This window comes from Prochlorococcus sp. MIT 0603 (assembly GCF_000760215.1).
GTDB lineage: Bacteria > Cyanobacteriota > Cyanobacteriia > PCC-6307 > Cyanobiaceae > Prochlorococcus_E.
On sequence record NZ_JNAW01000001.1, the window covers coordinates 282,397 to 300,939 of the forward strand.

The 18,543-nt window shown below is 38.4% G+C and carries 21 protein-coding genes; 11 read left to right on the forward strand and 10 right to left on the reverse strand.

Going from position 1 to position 18,543, the window contains the following annotated elements; translation table 11 throughout:
• Positions 1–35: 35 nt before the first annotated feature.
• Positions 36–629, reverse strand: a complete 594-nt coding sequence (gene folK / locus EV07_RS01475) for a 2-amino-4-hydroxy-6-hydroxymethyldihydropteridine diphosphokinase (RefSeq protein ID WP_036916566.1) — start codon at positions 627–629, stop codon at positions 36–38.
• A 48-nt stretch (positions 630–677) separates the two neighbouring features.
• Between folK and bchD the strand changes: the two genes are divergently transcribed.
• Positions 678–2,801 (forward strand): magnesium chelatase ATPase subunit D, encoded by a 2,124-nt coding sequence (gene bchD / locus EV07_RS01480; protein ID WP_036916567.1) that lies wholly within the window; start codon positions 678–680, stop codon positions 2,799–2,801.
• 17 nt (positions 2,802–2,818) lie between these two features.
• On the opposite strand, the gene EV07_RS01485 is transcribed toward bchD, so the two are convergent.
• The gene (locus EV07_RS01485) at positions 2,819–3,664 is read right to left on the reverse strand and encodes an MlaD family protein (RefSeq protein WP_036916568.1); all 846 of its coding nucleotides are present in this window, start codon (positions 3,662–3,664) and stop codon (positions 2,819–2,821) included.
• A 2-nt stretch (positions 3,665–3,666) separates the two neighbouring features.
• Positions 3,667–4,482 (reverse strand): ABC transporter ATP-binding protein, encoded by an 816-nt coding sequence (locus EV07_RS01490; RefSeq protein WP_152557497.1) that lies wholly within the window; start codon positions 4,480–4,482, stop codon positions 3,667–3,669.
• A 108-nt stretch (positions 4,483–4,590) separates the two neighbouring features.
• Between EV07_RS01490 and EV07_RS01495 the strand changes: the two genes are divergently transcribed.
• A complete protein-coding gene (locus EV07_RS01495) occupies positions 4,591–5,985 on the forward strand; it encodes a gluconeogenesis factor YvcK family protein (RefSeq protein WP_036916788.1) in 1,395 nt (464 codons plus the stop codon).
• Here EV07_RS01495 and EV07_RS01500 read toward each other — a convergent pair.
• The 3 genes from EV07_RS01500 to EV07_RS01510 are packed head-to-tail and all read right to left on the reverse strand — an operon-like array spanning position 5,982 to position 7,639.
• A complete protein-coding gene (locus EV07_RS01500; RefSeq protein ID WP_081936914.1) occupies positions 5,982–6,542 on the reverse strand; it encodes an NAD(P)H-quinone oxidoreductase subunit J in 561 nt (186 codons plus the stop codon). The two genes, EV07_RS01495 and EV07_RS01500, sit on opposite strands and share 4 nt — an antisense overlap.
• Positions 6,543–6,552: 10 nt before the next feature.
• Positions 6,553–7,272 carry an NADH dehydrogenase subunit K gene (locus EV07_RS01505; protein WP_036916792.1) on the reverse strand — a complete coding sequence of 240 codons (720 nt, stop codon included), beginning with the start codon at positions 7,270–7,272 and terminating at the stop codon, positions 6,553–6,555.
• Positions 7,273–7,276: 4 nt separating this feature from the next.
• Positions 7,277–7,639 carry an NAD(P)H-quinone oxidoreductase subunit 3 gene (locus tag EV07_RS01510; RefSeq protein ID WP_036916569.1) on the reverse strand — a complete coding sequence of 121 codons (363 nt, stop codon included), beginning with the start codon at positions 7,637–7,639 and terminating at the stop codon, positions 7,277–7,279.
• 148 nt (positions 7,640–7,787) lie between these two features.
• On the opposite strand from EV07_RS01510, the gene EV07_RS01515 reads away from it, so the two are divergent.
• The 6 genes from EV07_RS01515 (at position 7,788) to EV07_RS01535 (ending at position 10,034) form a co-directional block, all read left to right on the forward strand.
• A complete protein-coding gene (locus EV07_RS01515) occupies positions 7,788–8,156 on the forward strand; it encodes a rubredoxin (RefSeq protein WP_241433975.1) in 369 nt (122 codons plus the stop codon).
• A gap of 7 nt (positions 8,157–8,163) precedes the next feature.
• Positions 8,164–9,183, forward strand: a complete 1,020-nt coding sequence (locus tag EV07_RS01520) for a photosynthesis system II assembly factor Ycf48 (protein ID WP_036916571.1) — start codon at positions 8,164–8,166, stop codon at positions 9,181–9,183.
• A 99-nt stretch (positions 9,184–9,282) separates the two neighbouring features.
• A complete protein-coding gene (gene psbE / locus EV07_RS01525; protein ID WP_011124483.1) occupies positions 9,283–9,531 on the forward strand; it encodes a cytochrome b559 subunit alpha in 249 nt (82 codons plus the stop codon).
• A gap of 3 nt (positions 9,532–9,534) precedes the next feature.
• On the forward strand, positions 9,535–9,681 hold the full coding sequence (psbF, locus tag EV07_RS01530; RefSeq protein ID WP_011124484.1) for a cytochrome b559 subunit beta: 147 nt from the start codon (positions 9,535–9,537) through the stop codon (positions 9,679–9,681).
• 21 nt (positions 9,682–9,702) lie between these two features.
• Positions 9,703–9,822 (forward strand): photosystem II reaction center protein L, encoded by a 120-nt coding sequence (locus tag EV07_RS09315; protein WP_011124485.1) that lies wholly within the window; start codon positions 9,703–9,705, stop codon positions 9,820–9,822.
• 14 nt (positions 9,823–9,836) lie between these two features.
• Positions 9,837–10,034 carry a photosystem II reaction center protein J gene (locus tag EV07_RS01535; RefSeq protein WP_036916572.1) on the forward strand — a complete coding sequence of 66 codons (198 nt, stop codon included), beginning with the start codon at positions 9,837–9,839 and terminating at the stop codon, positions 10,032–10,034.
• Positions 10,035–10,061: 27 nt separating this feature from the next.
• Here the strand turns inward: EV07_RS01535 and mtnP are convergent, their stop codons facing one another.
• Complete coding sequence (gene mtnP / locus EV07_RS01540) at positions 10,062–11,006, reverse strand: S-methyl-5'-thioadenosine phosphorylase (RefSeq protein ID WP_036916795.1); 945 nt, start codon at positions 11,004–11,006, stop codon at positions 10,062–10,064.
• On the opposite strand from mtnP, the gene selD reads away from it, so the two are divergent.
• Entirely contained in the window at positions 10,992–13,172 is a 2,181-nt protein-coding gene (gene selD, locus EV07_RS01545; protein WP_036916575.1) for a selenide, water dikinase SelD, read from the forward strand. The two genes, mtnP and selD, sit on opposite strands and share 15 nt — an antisense overlap.
• 12 nt (positions 13,173–13,184) lie before the next feature.
• Here the strand turns inward: selD and EV07_RS01550 are convergent, their stop codons facing one another.
• From EV07_RS01550 to EV07_RS01560, 3 genes are read right to left on the reverse strand one after another with little or no spacing between them, the layout of a single operon-like run.
• On the reverse strand, positions 13,185–14,435 hold the full coding sequence (locus EV07_RS01550; protein WP_036916576.1) for a CCA tRNA nucleotidyltransferase: 1,251 nt from the start codon (positions 14,433–14,435) through the stop codon (positions 13,185–13,187).
• 40 nt (positions 14,436–14,475) lie between these two features.
• Positions 14,476–16,923, reverse strand: coding sequence for a UvrD-helicase domain-containing protein (locus EV07_RS01555; RefSeq protein ID WP_036916578.1), 2,448 nt, complete (start codon positions 16,921–16,923; stop codon positions 14,476–14,478).
• A gap of 33 nt (positions 16,924–16,956) precedes the next feature.
• A complete protein-coding gene (locus EV07_RS01560) occupies positions 16,957–17,208 on the reverse strand; it encodes a hypothetical protein (protein WP_072013303.1) in 252 nt (83 codons plus the stop codon).
• Between the two features lie 247 nt (positions 17,209–17,455).
• Between EV07_RS01560 and EV07_RS01565 the strand changes: the two genes are divergently transcribed.
• Together EV07_RS01565 and EV07_RS01570 are read left to right on the forward strand one after the other, a co-directional pair.
• Positions 17,456–18,004, forward strand: a complete 549-nt coding sequence (locus EV07_RS01565) for a bleomycin hydrolase (protein WP_036916581.1) — start codon at positions 17,456–17,458, stop codon at positions 18,002–18,004.
• 51 nt (positions 18,005–18,055) lie between these two features.
• Entirely contained in the window at positions 18,056–18,529 is a 474-nt protein-coding gene (locus tag EV07_RS01570; protein ID WP_036916583.1) for a bleomycin hydrolase, read from the forward strand.
• The last annotated feature ends 14 nt before the right edge of the window (positions 18,530–18,543 follow it).

Below are 18,543 nucleotides of genomic sequence, written 5' to 3' on the forward strand. Positions count from 1 at the left end.
GATCATATTCTTTCTATTTGATTATTTGAAAATTGTTAGTCTTCCCACCCATGCTGAGGAGAGATCTTGATTGGTCTATTTGATTTTTTTTGGAGTGCTTCAGCCAATGGAATAATAACAAAATCTCTTTCTGATAGACGAGGGTGAGGAAGAGTTAATTCTGAACTTTGTACTTTGAGATTCCCCCAAGAAAGAAAATCTATATCCAACGATCTAGGCCCCCAATGAATTGAGGCATTGCTTCTATCTCTACCAAACATTTTTTCTATTTCCAAAAATCTCTTTAAAAGATCTTTTGCTGCTAATACAGAAGGATTTAGTTTTTCAAGCTCTCCCCCCTCCGCAACTAATGCAGCATTAACAAAGTTGGGCTGTCCTTTTGGACCACCTATGGGTTCGGTTAGATAAAGGGGAGACCAGTGAAAATTGATTTTTAAATCCACCCCAAGATTTAGTGAGTTCTTACTACCATTTGATTCCAGGAATGTATCAGTCCATACATTTATAACTTGTTCTATATAAGGCTTTGCCTTAATTAAAGTTAATTCTGGTGGACCAATCGGACTGTTAATGTTTCCACCTAATCCAATTGAAAGACTTTTCGGAATTGAATTGTTTTGGGAAGACATGCTCTAATGAGTCAAAATGATGATGAATGATCCACATTGAGAGATTCGATGGTTTCTACAGGAGCAGAAGCAAAGGGTATTGCTACCGATCTTCCTTCATTGGAGGAATCTAAAAGAGCTTTCCCATTGGCAGCAATCACTGGCCATGGGACTTTGAAATTAGCTTTAATGCTTGCTGCAGTTGATCCTGGCTTAGGTGGAGTTATTATTGCAGGAGGTAGAGGGACTGGTAAATCAGTTTTAGCAAGAGGTTTACATGCTCTTTTGCCTCCCATTGAGGTTTTAGATGTTGATGGATTGGCAAGCTTAAATAGCACTAGACCTTTTGGCAGAAATCTTGATCCTAATTTCCCTGATGAATGGGATGATGCTACAAATAAGCTCATTAAAGAAAGTAGGACATTAAAGGTTTCTGGAAAAGACTTAGAACTACCTACAAAAGTCATTCAAGCTCCTTTTATACAAGTTCCACTTGGGATTACAGAAGATCGACTAGTTGGGTCGGTAGATGTTACTTCTTCGTTAGAGAGCGGTTCTGCTGTATTTCAACCAGGTTTATTAGCAGAATCACATAGAGGTGTTCTTTATATAGATGAACTAAATCTTTTAGATGATGGAATAGTAAATCTTATGTTAGCGGCAGTTGGAGCAAGGGAAAACCAGGTGGAACGGGAAGGCCTAAGCCTTAGTCATCCTTGTCGACCACTTTTAATTGCTACATACAACCCTGAGGAAGGAGCTGTTCGAGACCATCTCTTAGATCGTTTTGCGATTGTGTTGTCTGCTGATCAGATTATATCTACTGAGCAAAGAGTAGAGATTACTCAATCTGCAATTGCTTTTGGCACAAGTACTGAGGATTTTTCGAAGCAATGGGAGGAATCAACAGAAGCCTTGGCTACTCAGTTGTTATTGGCTAGGCAATGGCTTCCTGATGTAGTACTTGGTAAAGAACAAATAGAATATTTGGTTAACGAAGCAGTTCGTGGTGGTGTTGAAGGTCATCGTTCGGAACTTTATGCTGCTCGAGTAGCAAAAGCTCATGCTGCTTTATGTGGAAGAGACAAGGTTGATGCTGAAGATTTGCAAATAGCCGTTCGTTTGGTTATTGCACCTAGAGCATTGCAGCTGCCACCAGATGAAGAGCAAATGGAACCTCCTCAACCAGAAGATCAGCAGCAGCCTCCGCCGCCTCAAGATGACTCTATAGATGATGATTCAGATGATGAAGAGATTGAAGACGAAGACACACCTGAAGATCAGTCGGCTCCGCCTGTTCCAGAGGAATTTTTATTAGATCCTGAAGCTTGCGCAATTGATCCTGACCTGCTGCTTTTTTCTGCTGCAAAATCAAAAAGTGGAAGTAGTGGAAGTAGATCAGCAGTTTTTAGTGATAGCAGGGGTAGGTATGTAAAGCCAATTATTCCCCGTGGACCTGTTTCGAGAATTGCTGTTGATGCAACTTTAAGAGCAGCTGCGCCATATCAGAAAGCACGCAGGGAGCGTGAGCCTGGTAGGAAAGTTATCGTTGAGGAAGGAGATTTGCGAGCGAAGCTTCTTCAAAAGAAAGCAGGTTCTTTGGTTATCTTTTTAGTTGATGCAAGTGGGTCAATGGCATTAAATCGTATGCAAAGTGCTAAAGGTGCATTAATCAGACTATTAACAGAAGCGTATGAAAGTAGAGATGAAGTTTCTTTGATTCCATTTAGGGGAGAGCAAGCTGAGGTATTGCTTCCGCCTACCAGATCTATTACTGCTGCAAAACGTAGGTTGGAAACTATGCCTTGTGGAGGAGGCTCTCCTCTTGCGCATGGCTTAACTCAAGCAGCAAGAGTAGGAGCAAATGCATTGGCTACTGGCGATTTGGGTCAGGTTGTTGTTGTTGCAATAACTGATGGGAGGGGAAATATTCCTCTTAGTAAATCTTTAGGACAACCTGAATTGGAAGGAGAACAGGCTGTGGACTTAAAACAAGAAACGTTAGATGTTGCGGCTAGATATCGCACTTTAGGGATAAAGTTATTAGTAATAGATACAGAAAGAAAGTTTATAGCTAGTGGCATCGGTAAAGAACTGGCAGATGCTGCTGGGGGGAAATATGTTCAACTGCCTAAAGCAACTGATCAAGCACTTGCTTCTATTGCTATGGATGCAATTAATACTGTAAAATAATATTTCGGGTATTCAATCTATTCGTATATATCTTTGAACAACTTGCCTACACCAATTGCTGCATCTTTTATTGCATTAGTTAGATCTTCGTCATTTATTAGCTCATCAACTTTGTCACTTATCTTGTCAATCTTTGCTGTAAAAGAACGAATTGAATTAGTGCTTGATTTTATATTCCCAAGTACCTTTGGATCATCTATTGAACCTAAGATGTTATTCATATGATCCACTGTTCTTTTAAGATCTTCTACTATTGGTTTTGCTTTATTAAGCTCTTGCTTTGAGAGCCTAATCAATTCATCTAGATTTTCTTGGGTACTATCAAATTGTTCAATAGAAGCAACAATTTTCTTTATAACCTCATTGTTTTCAGCTTCATTTAGAAGTTTATTTATATCACCAGTTAGTCTTGATATATTCGTAAGGTCGGCTCCTTGTATATAGTCTCCTTCGCAAAGAATTAGTTTTGGTAAACATTTTTTCCCAATTGGTTTTAAATCTAATTTATCAATTGGTTTGCCTTGGCTAATAATAGAGATTTGAGCATCACCTCCAAGGAGTGAACTTGTCTCAATTTTTGCAGAAACTGGTTTAAATAAAATAATATCCTTGCTATTAATTCTTATTTTTGCTTGTACATCTTTTGGTGTAATAGTGATTTGCTTTACATTTCCTATTTGAATCCCTCTAAAAGTAACTGGTGTCCCTTCAGATAGACCTGTTGCATCTGTAAATTTTGCAGTAATAGACCATGTCCCTTTGCTCACTTTTATTCCTTGAAGCCAAAAAGTTAGACCTGAAAAAATTACCACCCCTCCTATAAGGGAGAAGCCGACAATGGCATCACGGTAGCTGCGACGCATAATTATGAAATCTCTTTAGGTTGCATTGGTCCTTCAAGACTACCTGTTCGGAACTGTTTAATGAAGGGGTTTTGAGTATTTTTAAAATCTTCCATAGATCCATCCCATTGAAATTCACCCCCATATAGCATTACAACTCTTTCAGCAGCTCTTTCTATAGTGCTCTTTACGTGACTAACTACTATTGAACAACCTTTTGCCAAAGTTGTAGTTTTAACTATTAAGTCTTCGATTCTTGTGCTTGCTACAGGATCTAATCCTGCTGTTGGTTCATCAAATAGTAATAGTGGCATTGATGTTGATGGCTTTAAAGGGTCATTGATTAAAGCTCTTGCAAAACTTACTCGTTTTTGCATTCCGCCACTTAGTTGTCCTGGAAATTTATCCGCAACATCATATAAACCAACTTCTTCAAGACATGAAGTCACAATATCTTTGATTTTCTTTTCACTAATATTTGAATTCTTGTGTAAAAGAAATCCTACATTTTCTCCAACTGTTAGAGAGGCAATTAGCGCTGGATTTTGAAAAACTAATCTTACATCAGGTGGTAAATCTTGGTCTAGCCTTAGATAATTTTGGAGAATTCCAAACAATCTTAAATCTCCAGCTGATGGCAGTAATAGCCCTGCTAATAATCTCAGGACTGTTGATTTGCCTGAACCAGATGGGCCAATAATTGCTATCCTTTCTCCTGGCTTCATTTTGAGAGTTACTTTGTTTAGTACAGAATTTGAACCCCAACCCATTGATAAATTATCCATCTCCACTACTGGTGAGATTTGTTTTTCTAACGTCTTAGTTGATAAATCTTGCATATCAATATTTGTTTGATTGGACTATAAAGTAGTTTCTCTTAGAGTTCATTTAAATTCAATCATTTAGATTCTGAACGTGTCCTCTCTCTTAGACTATTGAAAGAAAGGATTTCTACAAAGCGCAAATCTTTAAGATGGCGTAAAAAGAATTCCCGACGAGCTGGGAAATTAAGTTTTCTATGGCGAATTCAAAGACCACTTGGATGGCTTGTGCCGGGATTGGTCGTTAAGAGATGGATGCTTACATCAGGCTTTGGATTAATAGTTGCATTGTTTGGAGTCACTATATGGGCTGATTTACGACCGATTTATTGGCTCATAGAAGTAATGTTTCTTTTAATAGGAATGATTACTAAGTTTTTGCCTGGAAGTATTACTGGACCAATAGTTTTGCTTGTTGGTATTTCACTTTTGATTTTAGGTCAGAGTAGAAGCTTTAAATCAATTCAGAAGGCGGTAGCACCTGAAAAAGATGATGTTTTAATAGATGCTTTGCTGGCAAAAAGTAAACTTAACAGGGGACCAAATATTGTAGCCATAGGAGGGGGTACGGGCCTTTCAACATTGTTGCAAGGCTTGAAAAGGTATAGCAATAGGATTACAGCCATTGTTACCGTTGCTGATGATGGAGGCAGTAGTGGAATATTAAGGCGAGAGCTTGGCGTTCAACCTCCAGGGGATATACGGAATTGTTTGGCAGCTTTATCAACCGAAGAGTCTCTTCTTACAAGACTTTTTCAATATCGTTTTTCTTCTGGGACAGGTCTTGTTGGGCATAGTTTTGGCAACCTTTTCTTATCTGCTTTAACTTCGATTACAGGTAATTTGGAAACAGCAATTACTGCTTCCAGCAGAGTTTTGGCTGTACAGGGACAGGTGGTGCCTGCTACTAATGCTGATGTGCGTTTATGGGCAGAGCTTGAGAATGGGGAAAGAATTGAAGGTGAGTCAGCAATTAGTCAAGTTCGTTCTCCAATTGCGAGAATCGGTTGTTACCCAGAACAACCCTCTGCTCTACCAAGTGCAATTGAAGCTATAGAGAATGCTGAACTAATTATATTAGGTCCTGGAAGTTTATATACTTCACTTTTGCCTAATCTATTAGTCCCTGAGATTGTTGAAGCGATTCAACGGAGTAAGGCTACAAAGCTATATGTATGTAACTTAATGACCCAGCCAGGCGAAACTGATGGTCTTGATGCAACAGGACATGTCAGAGCCATTGAAGCTCAATTAGCAAGCTTTGGAATTACAACAAGAATTTTTAATTCTATTCTTGCTCAGAAGGATTTAGCTCCATCAGCTTTGCTTGAGTACTATCTTTCCAAAGGAGCTGAACCGGTTCAATGTGATTTGAATAGTCTTAGAGCAAAAGGGTATAAAGTTTGTACTGCATCACTCCAAGAATTTAGCGCTTCTTCTACATCAGTCCTAAGGCATGATCCTAGGCGTCTTGCAATGGCTGTAATACGTGTTTATAAAAATGATAGAAAAGATCTTTAATAAGCATCTTGCATTTCATAAAAATCTGGTTGTACATAATCTTTTCTTAAAGGCCATCCTTTCCAGTCCTCAGGCATTAATAGCCTTTTGGGATGAGGATGCCCCACAAAGTTGACGCCAAACATGTCATATGTTTCTCTTTCTTGCCAATCGCAGCCTCGGAAAATCTTATATAGAGAAGGGACTTTTAAGTCTCCATCTCTTGATAGAGATACTTTTATACGAACTTCTCTGGGATGAGAATTGTTTTTATAATCTTCAAGTGAAATTAAATGATAAAAACAAACGATATTCCTACCAGGACCTTCGTCATAGCCGCCTTGGCAAGAAAGGTAATTGAATCCATCGCTTTTTAGTTTCGAGACAATTGCCAATAGGGATTCTGGTTTTACATGAATAATTTCAACCCCAATATGATCAGGCTCAACAATCTCGTGTTCAAGGCATTCTTTCGTGAGTAATTTGCTTACATACCCAGCTTGAGGTTGAATTGAGACTTCTTCCTGAGGTTTATTCTCAGGGATTGTATTGTCTTGATCTTGATTGTTCTCAGTCATAGCAAATAATTTAATCTTGTGTTGTTTGTCTTTCTTGAAGCTTTGTTTGAATTGCTTCTTCTTTCCCTTCTTTTAAAGCTGCTTTCTGACTTGCTGATTGGAGATAGGCACCAGTTACTAATGGATCTATTCTTATCATTTGATGAGAGACAGTGAAATAACGATGACTTGGAGCTATTTGTGCCCTTTCAGTAAATGATTCATTTCCTACTTTTTTGCGTAACTTGATAACTGCATCGAAAATCGCTTCTGGTCTTGGAGGACAGCCTGGTAAATAAAGGTCTACTGGGATGAGCTTGTCTACACCACGTACTGCCGTAGTTGAATCTGCACTGAACATTCCACCAGTAATCGTGCAAGCCCCCATTGCAATAACATATTTAGGTTCAGGCATTTGTTCGTAGAGTCTTACTAAAGCAGGCGCCATTTTCATGGTTACTGTTCCTGCAACAATTAGTAGATCTGCTTGTCTTGGAGAACTTCGAGGGACTAGTCCAAAACGGTCAAAATCAAATCTAGAGCCAATTAGTGCAGCGAATTCAATAAAACAACATGCAGTTCCATACAGTAGCGGCCATAAACTGCTCAACCTTGCCCAATTATGTAAATCATCGAGGCTCGTAAGAATTATGTTCTCGCTTAATTCGTTTGTCACTGTAGGGGCCCCAATAGGACCACACGTGGCTGAACGAATATCTCGAATTGTTTTTGGTGAAGAAAAGTTAGTCAAAGGATCAGCTCCATTCAAGTGCACCTTTTCGCCATGCATATGCTAATGCAACTATCAGAATTGAAATAAAAATAAGTGCTTCTATAAATGCAAGTAAGCCTAATTTATGAAATGCTACCGCCCAGGGATAAAGAAAAACTGTTTCAACATCGAAAATAACGAAGACAAGCGCAAACATGTAATAACGAATATTGAATTGAATCCATGCCCCTCCAATAGGTTCCATTCCAGATTCATATGTGAGTTCTCTTTCTCCTGGCTCGCTTTTTGGAGAAATAAGTTTATTAGTTGTTAAAGCAAGAACTGGAACAGCCGCCGATATTAAGAGAAATCCAAGAAATGCGTCGTAACCCTCAAGAGCAAACATGATGCATTAAATACTTGTTTATTAGTCTTACACTCACTTAAGCGCACTTTCCTCGATAGAGTTAGGTTGTGTGAAACTCCAAACGGTGAGCGATGAACAAAACCCTGCATTAGATCCGACAAAAGCCGAGGCAATTGGTGAAAGTCCTATCCGTGCAGATGAAATATCAGATCAGGAACTTTCTGGCCTACAAGAGGACTTTTCCTTGAATAGGTTTCAGTGTATTTCCTGTGGTTATATTTATGATCCTAAGGAAGGCCTTCGTAAATATCAAATCCCTTCAGGAACTCCCTTTTTAGAAATTAATCAGGAGAAGTTCCGATGCCCAGTATGTAGAGCTAGGTTTGCTGCTTATAAAGATATTGGCGCTAAATTTAAACCTTCTGATGGATTTGAAGATAACGTTATATATGGGTTTGGGTTTAATACTCTTCCTCCTGGTCAGAAGAATGTACTTATATTCGGCGGTTTAGCTTTTGCTGCTGCTTGCTTTTTGTCCCTTTACTCCTTGCACTAACTTCTTCATGAATCGTTTAATCAACTTTTCCTTGAATTTAATTCTGATCTTTGCTCTTGGAATAACACTAACTGGTTGTGTTACAACAACAAGACTGCCTTTTGAAACTGTCAGCCCTTGGGAAGGGATTGAATTATCAAGTAATGATAATCCTCTTGATATCGCGTTTGTAGATGACAAGCATGGTTTCTTAGTAGGTGCTAATAGGTTGATTCTTGAAACTTCTGATGGCGGATCAACTTGGGAAGAGAGAAGTTTGGAAATTCCAAGTGAAGAGAATTTTAGATTAATCAGTATTGACTTCAAGGGTGATGAAGGGTGGCTTGTTGGTCAACCTAATCTTGTTATGCATAGTGAAGATGCCGGAAAAAACTGGACCCGTTTGTCTCTTGGAAATAAATTACCAGGAAACCCTTATTTAATAACTACGCTTGATAAAGGTTCAGCAGAGTTGGCTACTACAGCAGGCGCAGTATATAGAACTAATGATGGTGGTGACAATTGGGAAGGAAGGGTTTCAGAAGCATCTGGTGGTGTCCGTGATCTTCGTAGAAGATCTGATGGATCCTATGTGAGCGTTAGTAGTTTAGGGAATTTCTTTGTCACCTTGGATAAGGAAGATCAAACTTGGCAGTCTCATCAAAGAGCTAGTAGTAAAAGAGTCCAAACATTAGGTTTTCAGCCTAATGGTCAATTGTGGATGCTTTCAAGAGGCGCAGAGATTCGCCTTAATGAAAAACCAGATGATTTGGAAAGTTGGTCTAAACCGATAGTTCCATTAGTAAATGGTTATAACTATTTGGATATGGCATGGGATCCGCAAGGGGGTATTTGGGCGGCAGGAGGAAATGGAACACTTTTAGTCAGCAAAGATGATGGGAAAACTTGGAAAAAAGATCCAATTGGTTACGCAACCCCAACAAACTTTATTCGCTTGCTTTTTGTAGAAAATTCTTCGGGCAATCCTTCTAAAGGCTTTGCACTAGGGGAAAGAGGGCATGTTTTGCGTTGGACAGGGCATGCATAAAGATGGTCTTAATCCACAACGCTCTGTAACCATGCTGATACACCAGACCTAACTTTAGTTACACCCTTGTAGGATCAAGCAGCTAATACGCGAAAGGCTATGGCTGCCGGCTCCACCGGGGAACGCCCGTTTTTTGAGATCATCACCAGTGTCCGTTATTGGATTATCCATGCCGTGACTCTGCCAGCGATCTTTATTGCAGGATTTTTATTTGTATCTACAGGCCTTGCCTATGATGCATTTGGAACTCCTAGACCAGACACCTATTTTCAGGCTTCTGAAACTAAGGCTCCAGTAGTGTCACAACGCTTTGAATCCAAAGCTCAACTTGACCTGCGCCTGAAATAACCAATGACAAACTCTTCTTCTCCTTTACAGGCTGTTGAAGTCCGCACCTATCCAATATTTACGGTGCGTTGGCTTGCAGTTCATGCATTGGCAATCCCAACAGTATTTTTCTTGGGTGCTATTGCAGCAATGCAGTTCATCCGTCGTTGATTTACGACTTATTTTTTAGCTATGCAAGTTAATCCAAATCCAAACAAGCTTTCGGTTGAGCTGAACCGAACAAGCCTTTATTTAGGGCTTTTGCTTGTTTTTGTTCTAGGGATTTTGTTCTCAAGCTATTTCTTTAATTAAATTCTTCTTTAATCATGAGCGCTAAATTAAAGGGGCCTGATGGTCGCCTTCCTGACAGGCTCCCTGATGGCCGCCCAGCAGTTTCTTGGGAGCGCCGTTGGACAGAGGGGCAATTACCATTGTGGTTAGTAGCAACTGCAGGGGGAATTGCAGTGATCTTTGTATTAGGGATCTTCTTCTATGGTTCTTATACTGGTGTTGGTTCTGCCTAATCTCTAGGTTGGTTCTTAACAGTGATTTTATTTATTGAATTTACCCCAGTAATTTTCTGTAAATAAGTTAATTTTTTTGCGTGTTTTTTCTGAGACTTTATCTTTAGAAGTCATTAGGCTGTTTTTTAAAGCTTTATGAGCTTCGCTTTTAGGTCTTAAGGATGAGATGCGTTTAGCCATAGCTTCTACTATATTTTTTGCAACTTTTGCATTTGCATAAAGGTTATCTATAACCATATCTACACTTACATTTCCAAAGGCTTCATGCCAGCAATCATAGTCTGTAACCATAGATAATGATGTATATGCTATTTCAGCTTCTCTAGCTAATCGTGCTTCAGTATGATTTGTCATACCTATGACGTTGCATCCCCAACTTCTATACAGTTGTGATTCGGCACGAGTCGAGAATGCAGGCCCTTCCATAGCAAGATATGTTCCACCTTTATGCAGCTGACGAGCTTCAGGCATTAGCAATTCTCCTTCTTCCGCAAGTAATCTTGAAAGTGTTGGGCAAAATGGGTCTGCCATTGTGACATGAGCAACAGCACCTTCACCAAAGAAAGTTAATGGCCTTTGATGTGTTCTATCAATAAATTGATCAGGTATAACCATATCTAAAGGCCGGACTTGTTCTTGTAGCGATCCCACTGCTGATGGAGAAAGTATCCATCGAACATTGAGTGAACGTAATGCCCAAATATTTGCTCTATAGGGGACTTCTGTTGGAGTATATGTGTGATCTCTTCCATGCCGAGCTAAGAAAACGACTTCCATTCCTCCTAAATCACCTATGCGCAAACTGTCAGAAGGTTTTCCATAAGGTGTTTCTATGACTATCTCCTTGATATTTTCAAGACCATCTATTGAATAGAGCCCACTTCCCCCCAAAATTCCTAGCCTTGCATTCGTTAAGAAACAAAAATCATTATCTTGTTCCTGAATTTCTGAAGGTAAATGTTGATTGATCATCTTGTTTTAGCAGGAGGTGGTCATACCCATGCACTTATTCTGCAGCGTTGGATAATGAATCCCCATTTAAGACCAAAGTGTTTAATCACTTTGATAAATAGAGATAGTTCAACGATTTATTCTGGTATGTTCCCTGGACTTGTTTCGGGCTTGTATCAGTTTGATGAGGTAGCAATAGATTTAAGGAAATTGGCAGATAGAGCAGGGGTTTCTTTTATTCTAGGTGAAATTAATTCTCTAGACCTTTATGAAAAGAAATTGGTGTTAAATAATCGTCCTTCTATAGCTTTTTCATTATTAAGCCTTGATGTTGGTTCTGAAACTAATCTCGATAAATGCAATTCTGAAATTAGAAATAACAACCTTGTGATGCCTATCAAGCCTTTTTTAAAAGCTTATGAATGGATAAAGCAGTTTGATGATGAGTCTTTAATGCGAAGCTATGAGTCATTTACTGTTATTGGATCAGGCCTTGCTGCGTTTGAGATTTCATTTGCATTGAGAAATAGATGGCCTTCAAGAAAATTAAGATTGCAGGCTTTTCCTAAGAAATTAAATAAACGTTTGAAGAAATCATTGGATTTAGCAAATATTCATTTGATAAATCCTAAAGAGGTATTATCTGGACCTGCCATAATTTGCACAGGAAGTAAAGCCCCACACTGGCTTCAGCGCAGTGGCCTTAAGGTAAATAATTTTGGAAGAGTTCAAACTTCTTCCGCCTTCGTTACATCTTTTGGCCCAAATGTTTTGGCAGCTGGTGATTGTGCTGCGCTATGCAATAACCATCCTCCCCCATCGGGTGTTTGGGCGGTTAAGGCTGCAAGGCCTTTGGCAAAGAACATTGAAGCTTCTTTGCGCGGAAGTTTAATGATGCCTTGGCAGCCTCAAAAATTAGCTTTGAAATTAGTTGGTGCGCAAAGCACTTTGACTGCAGCTAGAGCATTCTTGATTTGGGGACCTTTTTTGATAGGACCTCACTCCTGCTTTTGGCAATTAAAGAAAACTATAGATATTAGTTTCATTAGAAAGTTTCAGAAGACTTCAATTATGAAAGATCAGGCTTATAACAAATTGGCCTGTAGAGGTTGTGCTGCAAAAGTTGCTTATCAAACTTTGACAGCAGCTTTAAAAGAATCCGAGCTTTCTGAGTTATCCGATAATCCAGTAGATGCTGCCTTAATTGATTCTTCTCAAGAAGGACTCTCATGGCTACAAAGTGTTGATGGTTTCCCTGCTTTGATTAGTGACCCTTGGTTGAATGCTCGCCTTACAACATTGCATTCTTGTTCTGATTTATGGGCAAGAGGTGCTTCTGTTTCCTCTGCACAAGCTGTGATTACACTTCCAGCTGCTGATGGCTCTTTACAGAAAGAAATTTTGACCCAATGTCTATTAGGTATTCAGTCCGTTTTAGGCCCTCAAGGCGCCAAGCTGATAGGAGGACATACGTTTGAATCAAGATCCGGTTTAGATGAAAATATTGCTATGGGAATCGAATTGTCTCTTTCTATGAATGGATTGCTTCCTAAGAATCGTAAGCTTTGGGGAAAGTGTGGATTGCAACCTGGTGATGACATTCTTATTAGTAGAGCAATTGGTAGTGGTGTTGTTTTTGCTGCAGCAATGCAAGGATCATTACCTTCTAGATACGTTGACAGTGCATTGCTAGAACTTTCTCAGAGTCAAGATTGCCTAGTAGATAGCTTGCAGGAAAAAACGTCAAATAGTTCTGGGATTCACGCTTGTACCGATATCACTGGCTTTGGTTTGCTTGGACATTTAGGTGAAATGATTCAAGTAACAAATAAAAGAAATTCTGCGCAAAACTTGCCTTTAATTAAAATAAACCTTTTCGCTAGTTCAATACCAAGTTTTCAAGGAGCAATGAGTCTCCTTAAGTCAGGTTATGAAAGCTCTCTTTCTCCTGCAAATAGCCATTACTTGGCTTTGCTAAATCCAAATAACCAACTTCCTGCTTGTATAAATCTTGTTCCTGATGCAAGTTCATCTGACGTTGGGGATCTGAATGTTGTAAAGAAGTTATTGATAGACCCTCAAACATGCGGCCCATTAGTGATCTCTTGTCAATCTGATTTGGCCGAGGAACTGATGTATGAGTCTAATTATTGGTATCGAATTGGCTTTGTTACCTCCTTGATTTAGTCAGAAGGTCATTCAATATTTTTCAAGTTCTATATCTCTAAGCCTTTTTAATTCTTTTCCTAAAAGTGGACCTTCTGGCCATCCATTTGCAAGAAGATCTTTTGCTGATGTTTTTGCTTTGACTAGACTCCATTTAGCCCACCATCGTAATAAAGGCTTCCAAACTGGTATGCCTAAGCATATTGCAATACCTATAGATTCCTTTTTCCAATTAGAAGATTCAATCTCATTACACCATCTTGCTGCTCCCCATTTTTGAATTGTGTTTGACATGTTTAGCGAATGAAAGTGCTTGGTAATTTGAGAACTTTCAAGTAAAAAGTTTTTCTGGCATTCTGGTATTTGTAATCTCGTTGCTATATGTAATGGATTTGCTGCCCCTGCAATAAATGCAGTTAAGGGATTGATTCCCAATCGAACTGCCCAGTGAACTCTCCGTTTCCATTGATTATCATTTTGAATATTTTCGTCAAGCAATATTAATGCACCCCATTGCTGCAATAGTTCAATGCCTTTTTCCCAATTCTCTTCTTTCTCTAATAAAAGTCTAAGCTCCATCTCAAGCCTTTTGGCGAGAGCTGGAGGAGTATTCTTACTTGAATTTTCAAGTACAGACAACCAAGGCCATGTCTTGATTGTAGAGGTTATTTGGTGTAATGATTCTTTAGAGAGGTCAAAATTTAGTCTTGCTGAATAACGTGCAGCTCTAATTATTCTGGTTGGATCTTCTGCAACACTTTTATGGTGTAGAAATTTAATTTCCCCCCTTAATATTGAATCGCTCCCTTCAAATAGGTCTATTAGTTTATTATGCCTAAGATCGAATGCCATAGAATTAATTGTGAAATCGCGTCTTAATAAATCTTTCTCAATAGAACTGGGCTCTATTTCGGGATTATCTGCAAGTATTAGATAATTCTCTATTCTTGCTCTCGCAATATCAAAGGAAACATCATCAATTTTTAATTCAACTGTTTGAAAATCTGGATTTAAACGAATGATATCGACTCTGGAATCACCAAGAAGGCTTTTTATATTTTTTGCAAGAATTTCTGCAGAGCCTTCCACGACAAGATCTACATCATGAATTTTCTCGATTGATTTGTTTTGAGTTAGAGCAATAATATGATCACGAACAATCCCGCCAACTAAGGCAATTCTTTGGATTCCAGCTAAATCTGCAGCTGTAACTAAATCTTTCAAAAGATCCTTAAGTACACCTGGAAGATTATTTTTTAACTCCCGATTTTCACGGGTCCTCATGTGATTACGAAATTAGAGTCTTTACTTATCATTTCCAATACTAATTGCTTTGGTCATTAGGATGCTCTTGCTGGATTAGTTCAATTGGTGCAAGCCTTGGATCAAGAATCTTTGGACTCATTCCATCAAATTTAATAGCAATTGATATTTTTTCTCCGCTCCCAAAAATATGAGTAATTTCTCCTTTGCCAAAGCTTGAATGAATAACTAAATCTCCTTTTGACCATGACTTGCCAGGAGCTGGACCGGAGTGACGACGTCTAATTGAATTCTTTGGTTCCTGCTCAGAGTCAATATGGGGTTTTGATGAATGTGGAGATCTGTCTAGACGGGTTAACCTCTCAAGGTGATTGTCTTTTCTTAGAGCGGTCCCCCCTGAAAGTGGCAAGTCACCCTCAAGAAGTTCAGAGGGAATTTCGGAAAGGAATATTGACGCAACAGCAGGCTCTCTCATTCCGCCCCATAGTCTTCTTTCAGTAGCATGAAAGAGGCACAACTTTTCTTTTGCTCTAGTTAAGCCCACGTAACATAGCCTACGCTCTTCCTCTAAAGAAGCTGGTTCATTTAGAGAACGATAGCTTGGGAATAACCCTTGTTCCATTCCAACAAGACAAACCACTGGGAATTCAAGTCCCTTGCTACTATGCAAGGTCATTAGAGTCACCCGATCAACAGAGTTTTCTTTGTTGTCTGCATCACTGGCAAGAGCAGCAGTAGCTAGAAAACCCTCTAAGTCAGAGCCTTCATTCTCTTCTTGATATTGAAGAGCAGCATTTACTAGCTCCTGAAGGTTTCTCCTCCGTTCTTCAGCTTCATCAGTTGCCGTTGCAATTAGTTCTTTTAAATACCCACTTTTCTCTAAAACTAATTGAATGATTTCAGAAGGATCTAAGTTGTTTGCTTGTGCCTGCAAACTTTGAATTATTTCTCTAAAAGCCAATAATCCTTTAGAAGACCGTCCTCCTAGAGTGCGGATGGCTTCTGTGTCTGTAACTATTTCCCATAACGGAATACCCAATTGACCCGCTGCATCTGTAAATTTTTGAATAGTTGTTTTACCAATTCCTCTTTTGGGTACGTTGATAACTCTTAGCAAGCTTACGCTATCTGATGGATTAATTAGCAGTTTTAAATATGCCAAAACATCCTTTATTTCTCTCCTGTCATAAAAGCGTAAACCACCAACAACAATATATGGAATATTCCAACGCACTAAAGATTCTTCAATAACTCTTGATTGAGCATTAGTTCTATATAAAATTGCAATATCTCTCCAATTAATATTATTATTAGCTGCATCAATAATCCTTAGCCTATGAACTACAGCTTCTGCTTCAGATATTTCATCATCACACTTTGTAAGCTTTATTAAGTCACCACTATTGCGCGTAGGTTTTAATACTTTATCGATCCTTTCTTTATTATTAGAGATTAATGAGTTTGCCGCTTCAAGTATATTTGAAGTGGACCTATAATTATCTTCAAGTTTGATAATGTTTGAGGAAGAATTATCAGTAACTGTGTTACTAAAGTCCTCTTGAAAACCCATTAATATTCTGAAGTCAGCGGCTCTAAAGCTGTATATGCTTTGATCCGCATCTCCAACTACAAAAACAGAACGCTTTATCCACTTTTTAAAAAGAGAGGGCTCTTCTCCATTGGTAACTAATAATTTGATCAATTCATATTGAGTCCAGTTAGTATCCTGGTATTCATCTACTAATAAATGTTTGAACCTATTATGCCAATATTCTCTAACCTCTTTATTTTGCTGTAGTAGTTGTACAGGGAGTAAGAGAAGATCATCAAAGTCTAAAGCATTGTTAGCAGCAAGAGCCTTCCTGTAAATACTATAAACTTGGGCAGTTATCTTACCTATTTGGCCTTCAGCTTTTGCCATTAATTCAGTTGGAAGAATACCTTTGTTTTTTGCATTACTTATTGCCCAACGAATCTTTTTAGGCTCAAATCTTTTGTGATCCAGTTGCATGTCCTGAGTCACTATTTCCTTTATTAAACTCTGAGCATCAGTTTCATCATAAATAGAGAAATGACGAGTCCATTTTAGTCCTTCGTTGTCTATGAACTTTTCAATGTCTAAGCGTAGTAATCTTGCAAATAATGCATGAAATGTTCCTATCCATAGATCTTTAGTTATTTCCCTGTAAATGCGATTGCGAAGTTGTCCTTGTATTGATATATGTAATGTTTCTAATGGTTGAGTGAATTCATTCTCAGAGAGCTTTTTAGTGAGTAATATCTCTAGCCTTTCTTTCATCTCCCTTGCAGCTTTATTTGTAAAAGTAACTGCAAGAATTTCTGTTGGATCAACGTTATAATCTGTTATTAAATGCGCTATCCTATGAGTTAAAGCCCTTGTTTTCCCACTTCCTGCACCGGCAACAACAAGCAATGGTCCTTCATAGTGATTTACTGCTTTAGATTGCTCTTCGTTAAGACCATTAAGGAAAGAAAGTGTATTGTTCATAATATTACTTTTTCTTGATAGATAGTTGAATAATTAAGAATCAGTTAAATCTTGATTTGCACCTAAGTTGTTATTTGGATTAGAAATCTTTTTTTGTTCATTTATTAGAACTTTAATTGCTTCGGCTATATTTTTTAATTCCAAATTTTCATTTATTGATGCTTGTATTTTTTCTTTTGATATCCGCAGTTTCTGCGACATAGTTGTAATTTCTTTCGTAAGCCTATTACTATAATTCCTCAATTCTTCTATGGAGTCATTGAGTTCCTTTTGAGATGCTTTCAAGGTTTCTTGAATCAATGCAATAAAAGGCTAGCTTAAAATCCAGAGAACTTATTGATAATTGAGGTTCTTCTTGAAATAGTTTGCCATCTTCAATAACTATAGAATGCTTCAGTTAAGAAGCGTTGCAGAGTGCCATCCCATCGCCTTATCTATGCTTCAAGTAGAGTTAAATTGGATCTTAGTGCTTTTGCATACTAGGTAATGGGCACTTTGATCACATAACTTTCTGGCTTTTTAGATATTCCAGATGCTTGATGCATTCTCACGAGCTGTAGTCACTGCTGATTCTAAAGGATCTCCCATTGGGAGTGCAGAGCTTACTATGTTAAGGAAATATGTTGCTGATGCAAATAAAAGAATAGATGCAACCCTTGCAATTACTCAAAATGTATCTTGTATAGCTGCAGATGCTATATCAGGAATGGTTTGTGAAAATACTGGACTTACGCAACCTGGGGGTCATTGTTATCCAACACGAAGGATGGCTGCATGCTTGCGGGATGGAGAAATTATTCTTAGATATGTAAGTTATGCGCTCCTTTCTGGTGATCCATCTGTTTTAGATGATAGATGTATTAATGGATTGAAAGAAACCTATGTAGCATTAGGTGTTCCTCTCGCAAATGCAATTCGAGCAATTGAGATTATGAAGATTGCAACAGTTGCAATTATGACTGAAACCAATACTGGAAGAAAAATGTTTGAAGGTATAAATTCTGGATCAGGTGCAGAGTGTAAAGATATTGCTGCAGAGGCAGCCTCTTATTTTGACAGAGTTATTACTGCATTGAGTTGATGGTGATTTTATGATTACCACATTTGTTTTTTATTTTGGAGGAATCGGAAAATGAAATCAGCAGTTACTACAGTAATTTCATCGGCTGATGCGGCAGGTAGATTCCCTACTCTTAGCGACATCGAATCTGTTAAAGGATCTTTTGATAGAGCTTCTTCTCGATTAGAAGCAGCTGAAAAACTTTCTATTCATATAGATAGATTTACTTCTGAGGCTTTAGATCATGTTTATTCTGGAGAAGGTGAATCGTATAATCAGGCAAATAAAGATAAATGCTCTCGAGATATTCATCATTATTTGCGACTGATTAATTACTGTTTAGTTACTGGTGGAACAGGTCCACTAGATGAATGGGGAATAGCTGGAATGCGTGAGGTAATTCGAGCTCAGTTACTTCCAACTACAGCTTATATTGAGGCATTCACTTTTATTAGAGATAATTTAGATGTTCCTAATGATATGGGCCAACAGTCTGCGGCAGAGTTTAAGAACCTACTTGATTATTTGATAAATGCATTAGCTTGATAAATAGTTCGAAT